The 18,363-nt window shown below is 36.7% G+C and carries 16 protein-coding genes; 1 reads left to right on the plus strand and 15 read right to left on the minus strand.

The window, feature by feature from the left end; all coding sequences use genetic code 11:
* Nucleotides 1-15: 15 nt before the first annotated feature.
* Genes IGK03_RS09095 through IGK03_RS09115 form a run of 5 tightly spaced genes read right to left on the minus strand, consistent with a single transcriptional unit; the run spans nucleotide 16 to nucleotide 9,330 of the window.
* The gene (locus tag IGK03_RS09095) at nucleotides 16-2,019 is read right to left on the minus strand and encodes a DUF7657 domain-containing protein (protein WP_002383759.1); all 2,004 of its coding nucleotides are present in this window, start codon (nucleotides 2,017-2,019) and stop codon (nucleotides 16-18) included.
* The gene (locus IGK03_RS09100) at nucleotides 2,020-4,161 is read right to left on the minus strand and encodes a glycosyltransferase family 2 protein (protein ID WP_075578702.1); all 2,142 of its coding nucleotides are present in this window, start codon (nucleotides 4,159-4,161) and stop codon (nucleotides 2,020-2,022) included.
* 11 nt (nucleotides 4,162-4,172) lie between these two features.
* Nucleotides 4,173-7,316, minus strand: coding sequence for a glycosyltransferase (locus tag IGK03_RS09105; RefSeq protein ID WP_010828888.1), 3,144 nt, complete (start codon nucleotides 7,314-7,316; stop codon nucleotides 4,173-4,175).
* The gene (locus IGK03_RS09110; protein ID WP_002356901.1) at nucleotides 7,306-8,523 is read right to left on the minus strand and encodes an ABC transporter ATP-binding protein; all 1,218 of its coding nucleotides are present in this window, start codon (nucleotides 8,521-8,523) and stop codon (nucleotides 7,306-7,308) included. Before IGK03_RS09110 ends, IGK03_RS09105 begins: the two co-directional genes overlap by 11 nt.
* A gap of 12 nt (nucleotides 8,524-8,535) precedes the next feature.
* The gene (locus tag IGK03_RS09115; RefSeq protein ID WP_002356900.1) at nucleotides 8,536-9,330 is read right to left on the minus strand and encodes an ABC transporter permease; all 795 of its coding nucleotides are present in this window, start codon (nucleotides 9,328-9,330) and stop codon (nucleotides 8,536-8,538) included.
* A 246-nt stretch (nucleotides 9,331-9,576) separates the two neighbouring features.
* Between IGK03_RS09115 and IGK03_RS09120 the strand changes: the two genes are divergently transcribed.
* Nucleotides 9,577-9,918: an EamA family transporter gene (locus IGK03_RS09120; protein WP_002356899.1), complete on the plus strand. Its 342-nt coding sequence runs from the start codon at nucleotides 9,577-9,579 to the stop codon at nucleotides 9,916-9,918.
* A 73-nt stretch (nucleotides 9,919-9,991) separates the two neighbouring features.
* Here IGK03_RS09120 and IGK03_RS09125 read toward each other — a convergent pair whose 3' ends face one another.
* The 10 genes from IGK03_RS09125 to IGK03_RS09170 all read right to left on the minus strand — a co-directional run bounded on the left by IGK03_RS09125 (nucleotide 9,992) and on the right by IGK03_RS09170 (nucleotide 18,272).
* Complete coding sequence (locus IGK03_RS09125) at nucleotides 9,992-10,342, minus strand: DUF2304 domain-containing protein (protein WP_010713253.1); 351 nt, start codon at nucleotides 10,340-10,342, stop codon at nucleotides 9,992-9,994.
* Nucleotides 10,342-11,067: a glycosyltransferase family 2 protein gene (locus IGK03_RS09130; protein ID WP_010713252.1), complete on the minus strand. Its 726-nt coding sequence runs from the start codon at nucleotides 11,065-11,067 to the stop codon at nucleotides 10,342-10,344. The genes IGK03_RS09125 and IGK03_RS09130 overlap by 1 nt, the downstream gene beginning before the upstream one ends.
* 53 nt (nucleotides 11,068-11,120) lie before the next feature.
* On the minus strand, nucleotides 11,121-11,963 hold the full coding sequence (gene rfbD / locus IGK03_RS09135; protein WP_002356895.1) for a dTDP-4-dehydrorhamnose reductase: 843 nt from the start codon (nucleotides 11,961-11,963) through the stop codon (nucleotides 11,121-11,123).
* 92 nt (nucleotides 11,964-12,055) lie between these two features.
* Nucleotides 12,056-13,084, minus strand: coding sequence for a dTDP-glucose 4,6-dehydratase (gene rfbB, locus IGK03_RS09140; protein WP_002359895.1), 1,029 nt, complete (start codon nucleotides 13,082-13,084; stop codon nucleotides 12,056-12,058).
* A 24-nt stretch (nucleotides 13,085-13,108) separates the two neighbouring features.
* Nucleotides 13,109-13,681 carry a dTDP-4-dehydrorhamnose 3,5-epimerase gene (gene rfbC / locus IGK03_RS09145; RefSeq protein ID WP_002356893.1) on the minus strand — a complete coding sequence of 191 codons (573 nt, stop codon included), beginning with the start codon at nucleotides 13,679-13,681 and terminating at the stop codon, nucleotides 13,109-13,111.
* A 12-nt stretch (nucleotides 13,682-13,693) separates the two neighbouring features.
* Nucleotides 13,694-14,560: a glucose-1-phosphate thymidylyltransferase RfbA gene (rfbA, locus tag IGK03_RS09150; protein ID WP_002364387.1), complete on the minus strand. Its 867-nt coding sequence runs from the start codon at nucleotides 14,558-14,560 to the stop codon at nucleotides 13,694-13,696.
* 121 nt (nucleotides 14,561-14,681) lie between these two features.
* Nucleotides 14,682-15,395: a glycosyltransferase family 2 protein gene (locus IGK03_RS09155; RefSeq protein ID WP_002362119.1), complete on the minus strand. Its 714-nt coding sequence runs from the start codon at nucleotides 15,393-15,395 to the stop codon at nucleotides 14,682-14,684.
* A gap of 3 nt (nucleotides 15,396-15,398) precedes the next feature.
* Nucleotides 15,399-16,226 carry a glycosyltransferase gene (locus IGK03_RS09160; protein ID WP_010713251.1) on the minus strand — a complete coding sequence of 276 codons (828 nt, stop codon included), beginning with the start codon at nucleotides 16,224-16,226 and terminating at the stop codon, nucleotides 15,399-15,401.
* Nucleotides 16,226-17,014 (minus strand): glycosyltransferase family 2 protein, encoded by a 789-nt coding sequence (locus IGK03_RS09165; RefSeq protein WP_002359892.1) that lies wholly within the window; start codon nucleotides 17,012-17,014, stop codon nucleotides 16,226-16,228. Before IGK03_RS09165 ends, IGK03_RS09160 begins: the two co-directional genes overlap by 1 nt.
* Before the next feature lie 121 nt (nucleotides 17,015-17,135).
* A complete protein-coding gene (locus tag IGK03_RS09170; protein WP_002366956.1) occupies nucleotides 17,136-18,272 on the minus strand; it encodes an MraY family glycosyltransferase in 1,137 nt (378 codons plus the stop codon).
* Nucleotides 18,273-18,363 lie beyond the last annotated feature (91 nt).

Here is an 18,363-nt window from a genome sequence, read left to right on the forward strand (position 1 = left end):
TCCATGAATGAATCACTAGTCGTTTATTCGATAAATATATGCCCCGTTCTGATCAGGTCCATATAATTTTTCAAAATGAATCGTTGGTGTGTCTAACGGTTCTAATGGTTTATAAACGACCGCATATTTAATCCCATATTCTTTTAATTTTTCTGGAGATAAACGAGCAATAATCGCATCTTTTTGCATCAACTCTAAAACAGGGGTCTGATTTCCTACTTCAACATTGATGTGCGCATAGCGATTATAAATAAATGTGTCTTTTCCTTTTGGATCTAATGGTTTCCAAGCCTCTAAGTCAGGTGTAAAAGCAACACCGTTAAATGTATGCACACCTAACATTGGCAAATAGCCATACATCAAGCGTTCGCCCACCCACAATTGGTTGGGGTCTTTTTTGTTAATTTCTTCCACTTCTACCGCTAATTTTTTTCCATAGACAGCAGAAACGCCTCGAGAAATTGGATTAACAAAGGCACCAGAAACCATAATGATTCCTAATAAGACAAGGACAAATAACGTGCGCCAACGTTTAAATAAAGCAACAATTAAAACGGTAGCGACAACTAAGACACCAATGATGTCCATTCGTGTAACGTATAACCGTAAATTGCCCGTATATAAAACAAAGAAATACAGAACAACATTTAATCCTAGCGCCCCTAACCAGGCCATCATTGGAATTTTTGCTTGGCGATTCCATAAATAATCGATGAACCATAAACTCAATAACACAGCGGCAAACCCAAAGGATAACATCGCCCGTTGTTCTGGCACATAAGACCACAATGTCAACTTAGCAAAAATTGTTGGAAATTGAACGCTCATCCAAACTAAGTTAAATAAACAATACACGAATAAGACAAAACCGTAAATGTTTTCTTTGATTTTTTTATAAAAAATAAATGGTGAGAGCGGCAAAATAACAAAAAATAATTGATAAAAACTACTGATTTCCGAATTATTTGAATATGGAACATCTTGAAACGGCATTTTCCAATTTGTTAAAAATAACAAAATATCGCGTTTAGGCATATCGCCACCTAAACTTACCCGTTTTCCTGGATAAGCGGTATCCATTACTGCTTTTAAGGAATCCAATGAGCCATATAGCGATCCGCCAACAATAATCGCCGTCATCAAGAGTGCCCCACCTATCAGGACCCCATCCCACTTATCCAACTTAATTTTTTTACGAAATTCTAAAAAGAATAAAATTAAAAATAATAAAATCAAATAACCAAGTGGTACTTGTAACGCAGGATAAATAACTAAAACAAATCCTGAAGCCATAATAACAGCCGTTATCGCACAAATGACACGACGTCGAACACTACTATGATAATAGAAATAATTATAAATTCCCACTAAAAAACCTAAGCCAAAAAATACTAAATCTCCAACTGGCGAGACAAACCACCATTGAAGGGCCGAAGAAAACGGAATCCAAACACTTGCTAACAAAGCTAAATATTTATTCCGCCGTGTGACGATCAAGCCAATTTCAAAAGAAAATAAAATTAAGCCAATTAATTTAAGATTCCAATACCACGATAAGCCATATTCTTTGCCTAATAGTACATAGCCCCACGTAAAAGGTTTCGCTAACGTGGCCAAATTCCACGCTGGTGAATTATAACCTACCACCATGTCTTGCCCATTTAACGTAATCACATCATTATGTGTTTTCAAACCTGTTTGTGTTTGTGAGAGGCTAAATGGGGTTTGAACGAGCCATTCATCCGAGCGAACACCTCTTGGTTCACCAGCAATTAATGAACTTTTTTGACCATCCGCATATTCAGAAACATACGCATCCCACATGTTTAATGAACTACCATGGACTTTAAAGGCGACCAGTAAAATAAAAATGACTGCCGCTAGCAGATAGCGCCAGCGTAACAAATGATCAACCAAGCGAGCGCTCTGCTCAGCTTGGTTGCGTAATGGTTGTTTTTCTTTTCTTGTAGTTAGTTGTTGTTCCATCTTTTCGCTCCATTTCGTCATCCGCAATTGCATCTAGTCAATTCGTAATGAAAAGTTGGGAATATCCCTTGTCAGATTAGGATTATAAAATGGATCATTTTCAATTAAAGGTCCCCATTTTTCTTCCATCATCACTTTTTCTTGTTCAAAACGTTTTTTCTTTTTGCCTTTATCATCATATCCACGAGTTTGAGATTCAAAATGATAAAGCTCTGCTTCATGAAGCCAGACGTTGTCACGTCCTAAAGCTTGGACTTTCAGGCATAAATCAACATCATTGAAAGCTACGGTAAACGCTTCTTCAAAACCACCAACTGCATCAAAATCTGCTTTTTTCATAAGTAAGCATGCGGCAGTTACTGCTGAATAATTAACATTAATAGCTAACCGACCAAAATAGCCTAAGTCACCATGGGGATAACCATAATGACCATGTCCAGCGACACCACCTAATCCTAAAATAACGCCTGCGTGTTGGACCGTATTATTTGGATACAATAATTTCGCACCTACACAGCCAATCCGTTCTTGCTGAGCAAATGAAACCATCAAGGTTAACCAATTCTCTGTAATCACTTCGGTATCATTATTTAAAAATAACAAATACTCTCCGTGCGCTTTTTTCGCTGCACGATTGTTAATAGTTGAGAAATTGAATGGAATATCGATTGATTCAACGAAAAAGCGGCCAGGTAATTGTTGTTCAAATTCTGCATACAATTCGTGCATTTTGGGATCTGTACTTCCATTGTCTGCCATAATAATCTCGTAATTTTTGTAGGTTGTTTTTTCAATAATCGATGAAACACAACGTTGTACGTCTTTATAGCCATTTTTAGTTGGAATAATAATTGAGACTAACTTTTCAGATTCAATGTCATAATAAACATCGTATAAGCCATTAGCCGCCCCATGCGTTGCATGACCATTAATACCTCGACGAACGAGCGCATCTTGCACGGCCCTTAGCCCCGCTTCAAAAGCATAACCTTTGGAACCCTGGTCCACTGCTGTTGAGGTTGGCAGCATCCGCCAATAGTAAAGAACTTTTGGAATATGTTTGATGCGTTCTTTTGTCGTTTTTTCAGTAAATCTTAAAACTAAATCATAGTCTTGAGAACCTTCGTAACCTTTTCGAAAGCCGCCAATTTCTTCTAGAATACTCCGACGATACACGCCTAAATGCGAAATGTAATTGGTTCCTAAAAGTAAATCAGGTGACCAATCTGGTTTAAAGGCTGGATCAGAACGATTTCCATCCATGTCAATCTTATCTTCATCACTATAAATTAAATCCAGTTCTGGGTTTTCATTCAGCACTTTAACCACTTCATAAAAAGCATTGATCGCTAATTCATCATCGTTGTCTAGTAAGGCGACAAATTCTCCGGTAGCAATCGCTAAAGCAGAGTTGGTTGCTTCGGAAATATGACCATTTTGTTCACGAAAGACGACCCGAATTCGCTCATCCAATTGCTGGTACTCTGTTAAAATCTTTTTGACATTGGGATCTGTTGAGGCGTCATCGGCCATACATAATTCCCAATTAGTATAGACTTGATTCAAAATAGAATCAATGCACAACCGAAGCCATTTTTCTTCAACATTATACACTGGCATCGCAATGGAAATTTTAGGTTGATAATGAAATGTTGCGATTTCTTGCGTCATCGCTTCTATGTCTAGTACTTCATTTCTAGCTAACCAGTTAGGATACGAAGCTTGATTTCTTAGTTTCTCAATTTTCGCTCGTTGAATGGTATGAGAAATACCATTTTTAGCCATATACTTAAATCCTTTTTTGGCTTTTATCCAGAGACGAGTCACTTTATCTTCTGTCCCTGGAATCACTGGATATTTTTTATTCAAGGGAAAATCCACCGTTACAACATGTGCTGATGATTGAAAATGAAAAGGGAGTACTTTTTTTTGTTTAATTCCTTCAAGTGTAACAACAAAGCCAGCTTCAATCGCAGGCTCTGTTTGATAAATTTGATTAACATCTTCACGTAAAACGCGCTGAATGTTATAAGCGGACACTTGGTTTTCATTATTAATTGTGAAAGTTGGGCTTTCTTTAGTGATTGTATCTAACGCCCAACCTGTAATGGTCAAATTATTTGTTGCTTTGTCGCGATAGATACTATCAAAGATCACCTTAATGTCTTCATTCATGTGCATTCTCCTTATAGATGTTTCGGATTTCGGTAGGGATCAACTAAAGCTTCCGCGGTCCATTTTTCCGCAAGTTCTTTATAAGATCCTTTTTTATCATGGTTTTGCATTTTTTCGTCTGCTTTCAAAATTGCATAGGACACATATACATTTCGTTTACCAGCGCTAGCAAATTGTAACGATAAATCGACACCCATCCATTCTTTTCCTAAGTTTTCGTTAATTCCTTCTAAATTTAGGTAAAGTTGTTTGTTGAATAGTAAGCAGTCTTCAGTTGCTGCTTGAATATTTCTTGGTAAAGCAATTCTGTAATAGTAACCTAAGCTTTTACCAGGGGTGCCTTTTTCGGGATAAAGTAATCGACCTTTGTCTGTATCAACTGATACTCCTACTGTTTCCACACGATAGCGTGCGTCAACTACGCGGCCAGTCACTAAACCAGAGGTCTCTTGTTGACCAATGTTCATTAACTCTTTTAACCAATCATTTTTCGTTGGTACCAATCCAGCATTTAATAAAGCCACATATTCTCCCTTAGCAGCTTGAATCATGCCATGACGTGTTTCTGTTGAAACATAACGAAGACGGTCATTTTGGATATTTATTTGATTCTCGAAGCGTGCAGGCAATAGAATTTCATAATTTGTATAGGCAGTTTTTTCTAATAATTGACGTAAGTAACTACTCATATTCTCTGTATCATTCGTAATAATCAATGATACCATCGGCACATGATCATAAAGATAGTTAATTTTATAGGAACCATAAAATTCGGCAATCTCTACTTGTGCTTTTAAGCCACGGCGTTCCGTTGCCGCTTGGACCGCTTTTTGACCAGCTACATAGGCGTAACCTTTGCTTTCAGGGTTTAGAGCAGTCGATGATTCAATGGCACGCCAATGATACATCATACCAGGAATATGCTTGATTTTCGTTGCTTGTTCCGTTGCTCGTAATACGAAATCATAGTCTTGAGCGCCGTTATATGCTGAGTTCAATCCGCCTACTTTTTCTAATAAATCACGTTTCACAACAACAAAGTGTGTAATGTAATTATGGTTTAAAATCAGTTCTGGATTCCAGTCCGATTTGTAAAACGCGTTGAAGCGACGACCATTTTCTGTAATTTTATCTTCATCAGTATAAAGAAAATCAATCGTTGGGTCTGTATTTAAAGCTTTGACCACTTCATATAATGCTTGTGGCGCTAATTCATCATCGTTATCCATGAAACCAACAAAATCGCCAGTAGCAATCGACAAAGCTGAGTTAGTTGCTTCTGAAATATGTCCGTTTTCTTCGCGATAAATAACTTTGATTCGTTGATCTAGTTCTTTATATTTTTCTAGCATAGGCTTAATATGTTCGCTTGGCGATGCATCATCTGCTAAACATAACTCCCAATTTTCATAGTACTGATTTTGTAAAGAAGAGACACATGCTGCAAGCCATTTTTCTTCGACATTATAAACAGGCACAGCGACAGAAATTTTAGGCTGAAATTGGAACGTTTTAATTTCCGCTAAAACTGCCTCCACGTCAACAGGGGCTTCTGCTTTTTCTTGTCGTTTAAAGTACCACTTCACTGAGCCCATCAAACCACGTGTCTGAATCGAACGCCATGCTCGATCAAATTTCGTGCCTGGTTGAACCATGTTTGGACGCTCCACCACGTATTGAACCTTCTGGCCTGATTTGGTGTCAATGTTTAGCGTGTAGGCTGGTAAATCTTCTGGATCTTTAATCGTAATGACAAAACCATAATCTTGATCGCCTTCTAATTCAAACATATCAATAACATCCCGACGATATTCTGTTTCCACCGTATAAGTGACTGATTCACTAGCTTCTGCAATGCTGAATCTTAGCGGATAATTTGTTTGTTTGTCATACGCCCACCCTCTGATAACAGAAACGTTATTTTCTACATCGCGAGCAATATCATCGATGGTTAAATTAATCATTTTATCAAATTTAGTTAACGTGATTCGTTTATATTTTCCAGTAGGCATAGGGGCAGTCTCCGTCTGTTTATTCATTTCTTCTAAAAATTGATTTCTTTCATCTAACAGTGCATGAATAAAGGTATTTTCACGTTCTGAATAGTTGCCTTCAAAGAAATAATCAATGGCTACTGTCAGGTCTTTGCCTGCCATTTGTGCATCGGTTACTTCGATTACAGGTACTTGCGTATCTAAGAAATAATAGATATTCTCTTGTACCAGAAAAGCATTCGTGGCTGCGACTGGGACTGTCTCGCCGTCTATCGTCATGGATAATTTAACAATTGCCCCCGTTAAACTTGGGAATAATTTTATCAGTTGGACGTCTTCTGGTATCTTCAGTTGGAACTGTTTTGTTTCAGGTTTTTGTAAATCAACTGGTTGATCCAACTCAGTCTCTTTTTCTTCGCCGCAATTAATTAAAATATGAACGTTTTTTTCATTGTATGAATTTACTGGTGTCACTCGCTCTGGCTGTTCTACTGGTTCAGCAGTCAAGGCAAAAAAGTACTGATACACTTCGCCAAAGGGACGCGCTTTAAAAGCTGCTTGTACTTCTACAGGTAACGCTTCATACGTCGTAGGAATTTCGTTGTAGCCAACTTGATTAAATGTAAAATCTTCTTTGGCAATGTATAAACCTACTTCTGCAAAAACTTTTTCAAATCCTTCTTGTAAATAGAATGATTTATGCGTAGCATCCAACAGCCCAGTTTCATTCCACGTTAAACGATTATTAAATAAATCAATTAAGACCGAATTATGCGCCAAATTAGGGAACGTGATTAAAATTTGACCACCTGGTTTTAAAAATGGTTTGACTTTTGCTAAGGCGCTTTGAGGATTCATTAAATGTTCCAACACATCTGCAAAAACGATATAATCAAACGTCTTACCAGCAAAGTATTCGACCCAATCATTTTCATCAATATTGCCATAAAAGGCATCTGTTGAAAATTGACTGACATGATCATAAAGTTCTTTGTCTAATTCAACAATTGAGACCTGGCACTTTTTTTCTTCCATCAAATAGCTAGTCATTCGCCCATTACCTGGACCAAATTCCAAGACATCACTATTTTCTTTGATTTGTGCTACGATTTTCCCAACACTGGTACTCTCGTCTGTTTCCATTTCAAAATCATACTTCATCTTTTGTCGTATCCTTCCATTTATGATCTAAGATGACAATTCCTTCTCCGGCATAACGACCGGTAATAAACATCGTCACGTATTTTGTTTTGTAGACTAATGGGACTGTTGCATGTTCCTCAAAGAAAGCAATATCAAAATAATATTCACCTGTTAATAATGACATTTTTTCATATTCTAAATAAAAAACATTCCGTCCTTTTTTCCAAGGAATTTGCACGCCATCTAATAACGTATTTAAGCCACAGACATAATGGTTGTCCACTGTTCGAATAGCGACCCCACAAACAGGCTTCTTAATTTGGTCATTTTTGACAGTATATTCAATTTTTACAATCACTTTTTCATCTTGCGTTACCATTTCTAAGGGTTCATAATCCGCGTTTAAAAGTTCCGCATGATCCACTTCAATAATATCTGGCGTTGGGGTTTCATCTTTCATGGTCGCTTCGCGGTCAACTGTTTTAATTGATTTCTTTTTCAAAAAGTTTTCGTAATTGGTAGTCACGTCCATCGTATCTCCATATTCAACGACTTTCCCGTGTTGCAACCAAAAAGTTCTATCACAAAAACGGCGGATGGAGTTTACATCGTGAGAAACAAATAAAATTGTTTTACCAGAATTTTTAATTTCTGTAAATTTTTCCATACATTTTAATTGAAACTCTAAATCCCCGACAGCCAACGCTTCATCGACAATTAAAATATCGGGATCCACGTTAATGGCTACCGCAAAAGCCAAGCGGACAAACATACCACTAGAGTATGTCTTAACTGGTTGATACAAATGATCGCCGATGTCAGCAAAATCAATGACATCTTGGACACGCTCTTCCATCTCTTCTCGGGAAAAACCCAAGACCATTCCATTTAAGAAAATATTTTCATATCCTGAATATTCAGGGTTAAAACCTGAACCTAATTCAAGCAACGCTGAAATTTTCCCATTAATCACCATGGACCCGGAGGTTGGCGTTAATACTCCTGTAATAATTTTTAACATGGTTGATTTTCCAGAACCATTTTCGCCGACAAAGCCAATCATCTCGCCTTTTTTAATTTGCATCGTGACATCGTCTAACGCATAAAACAAATCGTGGTAAGATTTTTTGGTTGGACTAAGCGCTTCTTTAAACCGATCGGACGGCTTTTTATACATGTTGTATGTTTTGGTAATATGTTGGATATCGATTGCATATTCTGACATGTCGTTCTCTCCTTATAGTACATCTGAAAAATGTGGTTTTAAGCGTCTAAACACGGTTGAGCCAATTAATAGTAAAACAATAGTAACTCCCCAGAAATATAAGCTATATTGCCAATGTTCCCAGAACCATGCACCGCCTAAATAAGATTCGCGGTATCCTTGAACAATATAATATAATGGATTGATTTTTAAGATTGTCGCAATCATTCCAGTTGGTTGCCATAAAATTGGCAATGTCCACATAACTGTTTGCATAATGATATTGATAAATTGCATAATATCAGGTAAAAATGGTTGTGTTGAAGCAGTAATCCACGTAATTGCTGTTAAAAAGACTAATAAACAAGCTAAGTAGTAAATTAATTGCAAACTGTACAAACTTGGATAATAACCGTTAGCTGTAGTAATTACAAAACCAATTAGAATGAAAAACAAGTGGGTGTACAAGTTCGATAAAATTTTAGACGTTGGTAAAATTTGTACATTAAACACGACTTTTTTAACTAAATAACTATATTCACGAAACACATTCGTGGCTGATAATAACGAATCTGAAAAGAAGAACCAAGGTACCATCCCTGTTACTAAATAGACAATGAATGGCATATTGTCGCCAGCTCTAGAACGAAGGCCTACAGAAAAGACAAACCAATACGTCAAAACAGTTACTAATGGCGTTAAAAACGCCCAGACAATTCCTAGTGCTGAACCAGCATACTTGGCCTTAAAATCATTAAATGAAAATTGTAATAACAATTTTTTGTTCTGAAAAATATTCTTGAAAATTGAAAATGTTTCTTTAAACATATACTTATTCCTTCCGTAATAAACTATTTTTATCTAAAATTTTTGGATACAAAAATGCCATTTTAAACAACATTTCTATTTTATCGATAAACGCCTAGCTTTTCAATAGTAGACCCCTTTTTATAAAGAAAAATTTAACTGATTTCGCTATATTAAAAAATCTTGTCCAATTTTTAGGAGATTATGCTACAATAATGGAGGTCTTGCATTTTTTGCACGGAAACTATTTTTGAGAGAAGGGAAATTATGGTTCTTTTTATTATTTACGTATTTCTGTCTTCTGCTGGTCTGGTCTTATTTAAACTAGGTTCTAGCAGTTTGAACATCCAACTCCAACAAACAATCTTTTCAATGAATATCTCACTTATTTCTTTATTAGGTTTATTTTGTTATTTAATTAGTTTTATTTTATGGATGTTAATTATTAGTCGTTCCGATGTTTCTTACATTGTTCCTTTAGGCGTTGCCTGTACAAACATTGCTATTTTAATCGCTTCAAATCTGATTCTAAAAGAGACGATCACAACGAACGCCCTTATTGGTGCTGTGGTTATTATTGTCGGCATTGTGATTATGAATCTTAAATAAAAAAGATCGCTATTCATTGAGCTGACCCTTAAAAATTAGACTTTCAGGTCCAACTTTTAAGGGTCACTACACATTAGCGATCTTTTTTATTTTCTTCAGATTTCATGATAGATAATTCCTGCAATAATGTTTTAATGCGATTTTCGTGTTTTGAAATCAACACAGAATTTTTAATTTCCATAATTAAAAGGACAATCACTGCAGCTGATAATAAAAAGTTTGACGTTGTTTCAAACCCAACGGCCATTGCTAACCATTCTGCCAAATGCGGGAAAATAGCAAAAATAATTAAGACAATTGAGATTAATAACCAAATCAAAGCATTTTTTAGGAGAAAAATATTTTTATTAATTCCTCGAATAATGTATAAGAAAAAGCCAATTGCAAATAAAAATAAAGCTAGCCATAACACGGTTGGTAGCATTAATCTCCCTCCTTCATAAAGGCAGCAATCAGAATTGCTGAGCCGACTTCCAGCATATACTTCACAGAAGCCAATGCACGAATCGAAGAAACACCACCAAGCCGTTCCATCATATTGACAGGTCTTTCAACAATCACAAAGTGTTTTTTTATTAAGTGAACAATCGATTCTGGCTCAGGATAATTTGTCGGATAACGCTTTGCAAAAAAAGCAATCACTTTCCGATTTCCCGCTCGATAACCAGAAGTCACATCATAAATTGTTTTACCAGAAGCCATTCGAATACAAAAGGATAACAAACGAATACCAAAACGGCGCATTTTCGTACTTTGAAAAGCCGCTTCGTTTCCAGGAAGGAAACGAGAGCCAATCGAAAAATCGCATTTACCCTCTGCTAATGGTTCCAGTAAGACAGGTAAACTATTGATATCATGTTGACCATCACCATCAAACTGAACCGCCACATCATACTCATTTTCTAAGGCGTATTTATAGCCTGTCTGTACTGCCCCGCCAATACCTAAATTCAACACTAAATGAATGGCATTAATTTGGTTGGCTTCTAAAATTTGTTTGGTTCTATCTGTCGAACCATCATTGATTACCACATAATCCAATTCATGTTGAAAATGCGTAACTTCCTGTTTAAATGTTTCAATGGAAGCAATCGTCCGCAAAATATTTTCTTCCTCATTGTAAGCAGGAATGATTAAAAGAACTTTCATAGAAGAACACCTTTCCACTTTCTCTCTACCCAAAAACCCTTTAGTTAAGTTTTTTATTGTTGAACATTTTCTAACATTTGTGCTAAGGCTTCTTGCCAAGTAGGAATTTTAAAGCCTAACGCTTCTGTTTTACTTAAATCCATGACAGAATATTGTGGTCTTTGCGCCTTTTGTGGAAATTGAGTTGAATCCACTGGCAGTACTTCCACTTCAGTATCTTTTAAAATTTCTTTAGCAAACTGATACCAGCTACAGCTGTTTTCATTAGACAAATGATAAACACCAAATGGCGCTTTTTCTGCAATAACAAATGCCATAAATTCGGCTAACGTTCTTGTCCAAGTTGGGCGGCCAAACTGATCGTCCACTACCGTTAGTTGGTCTCTTGTTTCCGCTAATTTTTGCATGGTAAAGACAAAGTTATGACCGTATTGACCAAATACCCATGATGTTCGAATAATATAATAGTCGTCCAGGATTTCTTGTACCGCTTGTTCCCCTAATAACTTCGTCCGACCATACTCATTTAAAGGATTCGGTTGATCATCAATCGCATAGACGCCTTCTTTTTTAGTTCCATCAAAAATGTAATCTGTACTTACGTAAACAAGTGTCGCCCCCACTGCTTTAGCAGCTTCTGCAACATGACGTGTGCCATCTACATTCACTTTTTCATCTAATTCCTTGCCTTCGTCTTCTGCTTTATCAACAGCTGTATAAGCAGCACAATGATAAATGACGCTTGGTTGAATTTCTTTCACTTTTGCCAACGTACTATCCGCATCAGTAATATCTAATTCTGTTGAATCCGTCGAAACATACTCAATTCCTTGTTCGTCTAATAGGTGACGTAATTCTGTGCCCAATTGGCCATTTCCACCAGTAATTAAAATCATTTTTTTCGCTCCTTCTTGAAAAAAAGGCAGGGCAAAGTAGCTTTTGTACTTTGCCATCGCCTTTCGACTGTTATCTCACATGTCAGAAAAAATTACTGACCATTTTGTGCATATTTTGCTTCAACAGCTTCTTTATCTGCACGCCACCAGTCTTCATTTTCTGTATACCACTTGATTGTTTCTGCCAAGCCTTCACGGAAATTCGTGAATTCTGGTTCCCAACCTAATTCTTCGCGTAATCTGGTTGAATCAATCGCATAACGTAAGTCATGTCCTGCACGATCGTTGACATGCTCATAGGCATCAACAGGTTGTCCCATTAATTCTAAAATTAATTCCATCACTGTTTTATTGTCTTCTTCACCATCGGCTCCGATTAAATATGTTTCGCCAATTTGCCCTTTTGTTAAAATTGCCCAAACAGCCGAAGAATGGTCGTTTGTATGAATCCAGTCACGAACATTTTTACCAGCACCATAAAGTTTTGGTGTAATGCCACTTAAGACATTGGTAATTTGACGAGGAATAAATTTTTCAATATGTTGATATGGCCCATAGTTATTTGAACAATTTGAAATTGTTGCTTGTAAGTTGAAAGAACGAACCCACGCTTTGACTAACAAGTCAGATCCTGCTTTTGTTGAAGAATAAGGACTTGAAGGATTGTAAGGCGTTTCGGCAGTGAATTTTTCCCCTTCGCCTTCTCCATGTCCTGGTAAATCTTCTCTTAAAGGTAAATCGCCATAAACTTCATCAGTCGATACGTGGTGGTAACGAACATTGTTTTTACGGCAAGCTTCGATCAATGTGTACGTCCCAATCAGATTGGTTTGTACAAATGGGAATGGGTCGTTTAATGAGTTGTCGTTATGCGATTCAGCAGCATAGTGAACGACCGCATCTGTTTCAGCGACTAAACGATTAACTAATTCAGCATCAGCGATATCTCCTACGACTAATTCCACACGATCACTTGGTAGACCTTCAAGATTTTTTTCATTTCCTGCATACGTTAATTTATCTAATACAGTTACATGAACTTCTGGATGATTCTTTACAACATAATGAACAAAATTTGAGCCGATAAAACCAGCTCCACCTGTTACGATGATTTTTTTCATAATTGAAACTCTCCTACTTTTTTCTTAAATTTCGCCATAGATAAACGGATTTTCCGCTTCAAATTCTTTTAAGGTTGGATGTTTTTGATCCTTTTCTGACGTAATCGCTTTTTCTGGCGCAATTGGCCAATCAATAGCTAACGCTGGATCGTTAAAAGCAATACCGCCGTCTGCTGCCGCATTGTAGTAATTGTCACACTTGTACATAAAGTTCACGTTCGGTGTCAAGGTGACAAAACCATGAGCAAAACCTTTTGGTACTAAAAGCTGACGGTGATTATGTTCTGATAAAATGTAGCCTTCCCATTGACCATAGGTTGGACTCCCTTTACGAATATCAACAATCACATCTAATACCGCACCTGTTACAACGCGAATTAGTTTTGTTTGCGCAGCTTCGCCTTTTTGAAAATGCAATCCACGCAAGACACCTGCTTCTGTTGATAATGAATGATTATCTTGGACAAAATCAAAGTCTAATCCATGTTCTGCAAATTTAGCTTTGGAATAACTTTCTGTAAAAAAGCCACGATGATCACCGAAAACATCCATTTCGATAATTTTGACATCTTGTAATTTTGTATCAATAACTTTCACGTTTCTTCGCTCCTATTCTGCTGCTAAACGTAGCAAGTATTGGCCGTAGCCATTTTTCTTCAATGGTTGTGCCAATTCTACCAATTGTTCTTTTGTAATATAGCCCATTCGATAAGCAATTTCTTCCAAACAAGCGACTTTTAAATTTTGACGTTTTTCAATTGTTTCAATAAATGTTGACGCTTCTAATAAGGATTCGTGTGTGCCTGTATCTAACCAAGCAAAGCCACGGCCCATTACCTCAACAGAAAGTTTATTTTTTTCAAGGTAGACTTTATTAACGTCTGTTATTTCTAATTCCCCACGTTCTGACGGTTTGATCCCTTTCGCAATTTCAACCACTTCATTGTCGTAAAAATACAAACCTGTCACTGCATAATTTGACTTTGGTTGTGCTGGTTTTTCTTCAATAGAAAGCGCCCGCATCTCTTCATCAAATTCTACCACGCCGAAACGCTCTGGATCATTTACATGGTAACCAAAGACTGTTGCCCCTGATTCTTTAGAAGCCGCTCGTTGCAACATTTTTGATAAGCCGCCACCATAATAAATATTGTCCCCTAAAACTAAGCAGACACTATCATCACCAATAAATTCTTCACCAATAATAAATGCTTGCGCCAAACCATCTGGGCTTTCTTGTACCGCGTATTCGATATGAATGCCTAAATCATGGCCATCGCCGAATAAGCTTTCAAAACGTGGTGTATCTTCTGGTGTAGAGATAATCAAAATTTCATTAATTCCCGCCAACATTAACGTTGACATTGGGTAATAAATCATTGGTTTGTCGTAAATTGGCATTAATTGTTTTGATGTTGCTTTTGTTAACGGATATAAGCGTGTCCCGCTTCCGCCTGCTAAAATAATTCCTTTCATGAACAATCTCCTTAAATACTTCTATTTTTAGTTTCTATAAAACCAAATATCCTTCCCTATTATCGCATTAAGCATAGGGTTTGTCATGTTTTTTACGTAAATTTTACAAATCTGTAAAGGTTTAGCGCTGTTCCTTTAAACGCTGATGTAAAGCTTTTAATAAATTCACACGCCAATTTAATTTTTGTTGGAAACTTGTTTTGGTAATAATGGGGCTGACATTCGCTCCATGTCTTCGGTAAAGCACTAATGGTTCTTTAATGAGACCCGTTTGCTTCTTCCGTGCAGCTAATAAACCAATCCACATATCATGCATAGGAACTTCCGGCGGAATGGGTAAAATGACGTTTTTCATCTCTTGACGAAAGGCCATACCTGCCCCAATATAGCCACTTTTTATCGCATTTCGCCAAAATCCTGGTTTGACTTTTCGAAACTTAAAATAAGAGGGATTGGTAACTTGTAAATCCGCATCAACAATTTTCAAGTCACTAATAACCACTTGGATGTCAGGGTGCGTTTCAAAATATTCTGTCACCGTCGTTACTTTATTTGGCAACCAAACGTCATCTTGATCTGCTAAAAATATTACTTCGCCTTTCGTATGCGTAAGCGCAAATGCAAAATTAGCAATCACTCCTTGCCCTGGACCTTGTAACAATTGAATTTGGGGATAATTCGCTGCATACGTCCTCAAAATTTCCAACGTATGATCAGTAGAACCATCATCTGAAATAATTAGTTCATCTTCTTCACTGACTTGTAAAAGAATACTATCTAATTGTTCCGCGAGATATTTTTCTCCATTATATGTCGCAATACAAACTGAGATCATAGATTATCCTTTCATTAACTTGAGAAATTCTGCCAATGTTTGCCGCCAAATTTGGCGATTTTTGACAGTTAAAAATTGCTTACTACTGCGTAAAAATAAATGGCGTCGATGATGGGAAAACTTTTCTTGATCATATCGACGATAAAATAACGTTTCTGCTTCAATAATAGAGCGATAACGTTGAGGACTCATTGTACGATAATCTAAAACAGACAATTCTTGTTTTAGGTGGATTGGTAAGACTTCAATCTTTTTATTGGCTTGATTTAATTGATAAAAGAACCAATGGTCTAAATAGTCCAAAGGAAATTCTTCCGAAAATCCTTCCAACCAGCGTAGCGTTTCTGCCGTAATAACTGTACCAGAATTGATAGCCATCAACGGTTGGTTGGCTATCCCTGCTGCTGGCTTTGCTCCTTTAAGCCCAACGTATTGATCACTATATACTGGCGAAATTTGTTGTCCATTTGCTTCTACAATTGGAACATAGACTGCCACAGTCGGATCTAATGGCATGATGATCAACGTATCAAAATAAGAGGCTGGCACTTCTGTGTCTTGGTCAAGGAGCAACAATAATTCACATTGATTCGCTTGACTAAAAGCAATTGCTTCATTATAAGCAGTCGCTAAGCCTGGATTATCAGGATTATGTCGATAAGTAACATTTTGTTGTAAAAATAATGCATCTTCTTGAGGAAGTGGACTGTTGTCATAAATAAACAAGTGCAATTCGGGATGATTTACCACTTCTTTTAATAACAAATAATTCGGCGTATCAGCCATTTTCATTTGATATAAGACGATGACTACCGCTAATCTTTGACTCATTAAAAGAACCTCCAGCCCCATTTGTTAAAAAATTTCCCCATTGATTGCATAAAGATTTTAAACAATTTTCGACTTTTATGGGCGCCCTTTTCATACATGTGAACAACCGTTTCAAAAGGCGTATAGAGAATCCGATAGCCTGCTTTGCCAAAACGTAAACATAAATCGTTGTCTTCAAAGTACATGAAGAAACGTTCATCGAACCCACCAATTTCAACGAATTTTTCACGATCAATCAACATAAAACAGCCTGAGCCCATTTTAATATCCGTTGTTTCTGTATCCGACAAATCGCGACATTCATAAATACTCAAACGTTTATCAAAAATTTTCTTTACAAATTGAAAGGGAATAAAACGTAACATATAATCGAAGACATCTAATTTTTGACGAACTAAATATTGCGTCGTGCCATCTTCATTTAACACTTTAGGGCTAACGACTGCAATGTTCTTATCTATTTTGATACGGTCTAATAGACGATCAAGCACGTCTTTAGTAACCAAAACATCGGGATTAAAAATAATTGCATATTTTGTCGAAGCATTGAATAACACTTGATTATGACCATGACCAAACCCTTGATTTTCTTCAGCGCGATGGATAGTAATAAATGGTTCATATGTTGTTAATTTTTCAAGATACGCTGTTTCAGAATGATTGTCATAGATATGAATATCATAAATACTATCAGTACCTAGTTCAGCTTTTAATTGGTCTAGTACATTAAAAATGTAACGACTATTATAAGTGACAATCGAGATTGTTACCATTTCTTGCATGCTCATTTCTCCTTACTACTGAAACATCGTCTTAAAAAAAAAGCATATGTTTCACACATATACTTTTTTAAGTTTAATGGAATTATATCATAGGTTTACGCTCTCGCAAAGCAACCTAAAGATTTCTTTACTTTCTCTTAGAATGCTTGCCAAGTCGCTTTTTCATTTGCTCCTGACGATATTCACGATTCCCTAAAATCCGTAACAAATACATCAACGGTTGATGTCCTTCGCCAACTAGACCGATTAGTTCAATGAATAGTTCTAAGCCAATTAAACAAAAGACAATTAATAAAATTGATGCTACTGTACTTGAATAGCTGAACAATAAAGAAACAAAGGAAAAAACTAACGCTAACGCATAAATAGTCATGACCGCCCCTTTATGGGTAAAACCTAAAGATAACAAGCGGTGATGCAAATGCATTTTATCTGCTGAGGAAATGGGCTTCTTGTTCAATAGCCGTCGAATAATTGCATAAACCGTATCCGTAATTGGCACACCTAAAATCACCATTGGCGTAATTACCGTAATAAACGTAGCATTTTTCAAGCCCTGTAACGACATTACTGCAATCATAAACCCGAGGAATAACGCCCCGGTATCTCCTAGAAATATTTTAGCCGGATAAAAATTGTATGGGAAAAATCCCGCAATGCTCGCAACTAAAATAAAAATAACAATTGGAATATAGACCGTTTTAGCATGTAGGAAAAAATACCCTGTAATACCAATCGTGGTTAATCCAATAATGGATACGCCTGATGCTAAACCATCCAAACCATCAATTAAATTTACTGCATTCGTAATCGCTAAAATCCACAATAAAGTTAGTGGTAAACTAAACCAGCGTAAATCAATCATTCCAACAACTGGCAACGTCACAAAATCTATCCGAATTCCAGCAACAAAATAAATAACTAATGCTGCTAACAAAATACCGATTGTTTTTTTCATTGGAGTAATCTCTTTAATATCATCAATGAGGCCTGTCAAAACAACCATTCCACCAGCCAAAATAATCGGCCAAATATAATCTTGTGGGATAATCGAACGAAAAATCAATAAACATGAACTAGCAAAAGCAATGTAGATTGCAAGTCCTCCTGCTGTAGGCATATTTTTGGTATTGATTCGTCGCTCTCCTGGTGCATCATAGGCGCCAATCCGAAACGCTAGAAGCTTAACAAGTGGTGTTAATAGCAAAGATAAGATAAATGTCATAAATAAACGTATCAAAACTTCATAAATAAATAGTGACATAGTCGAACCCACTTTCTTCTCGTTCAGGGTATATTATACCGTAAACTGAAGCATTTACAAGCTGAAACATGTGTTCTGGCAACGGTTTAGA

Origin of the sequence: Enterococcus sp. DIV2453a, assembly GCF_050533535.1 — a bacterium.
Classification (GTDB): Bacteria; Bacillota; Bacilli; order Lactobacillales; family Enterococcaceae; genus Enterococcus; species Enterococcus faecalis.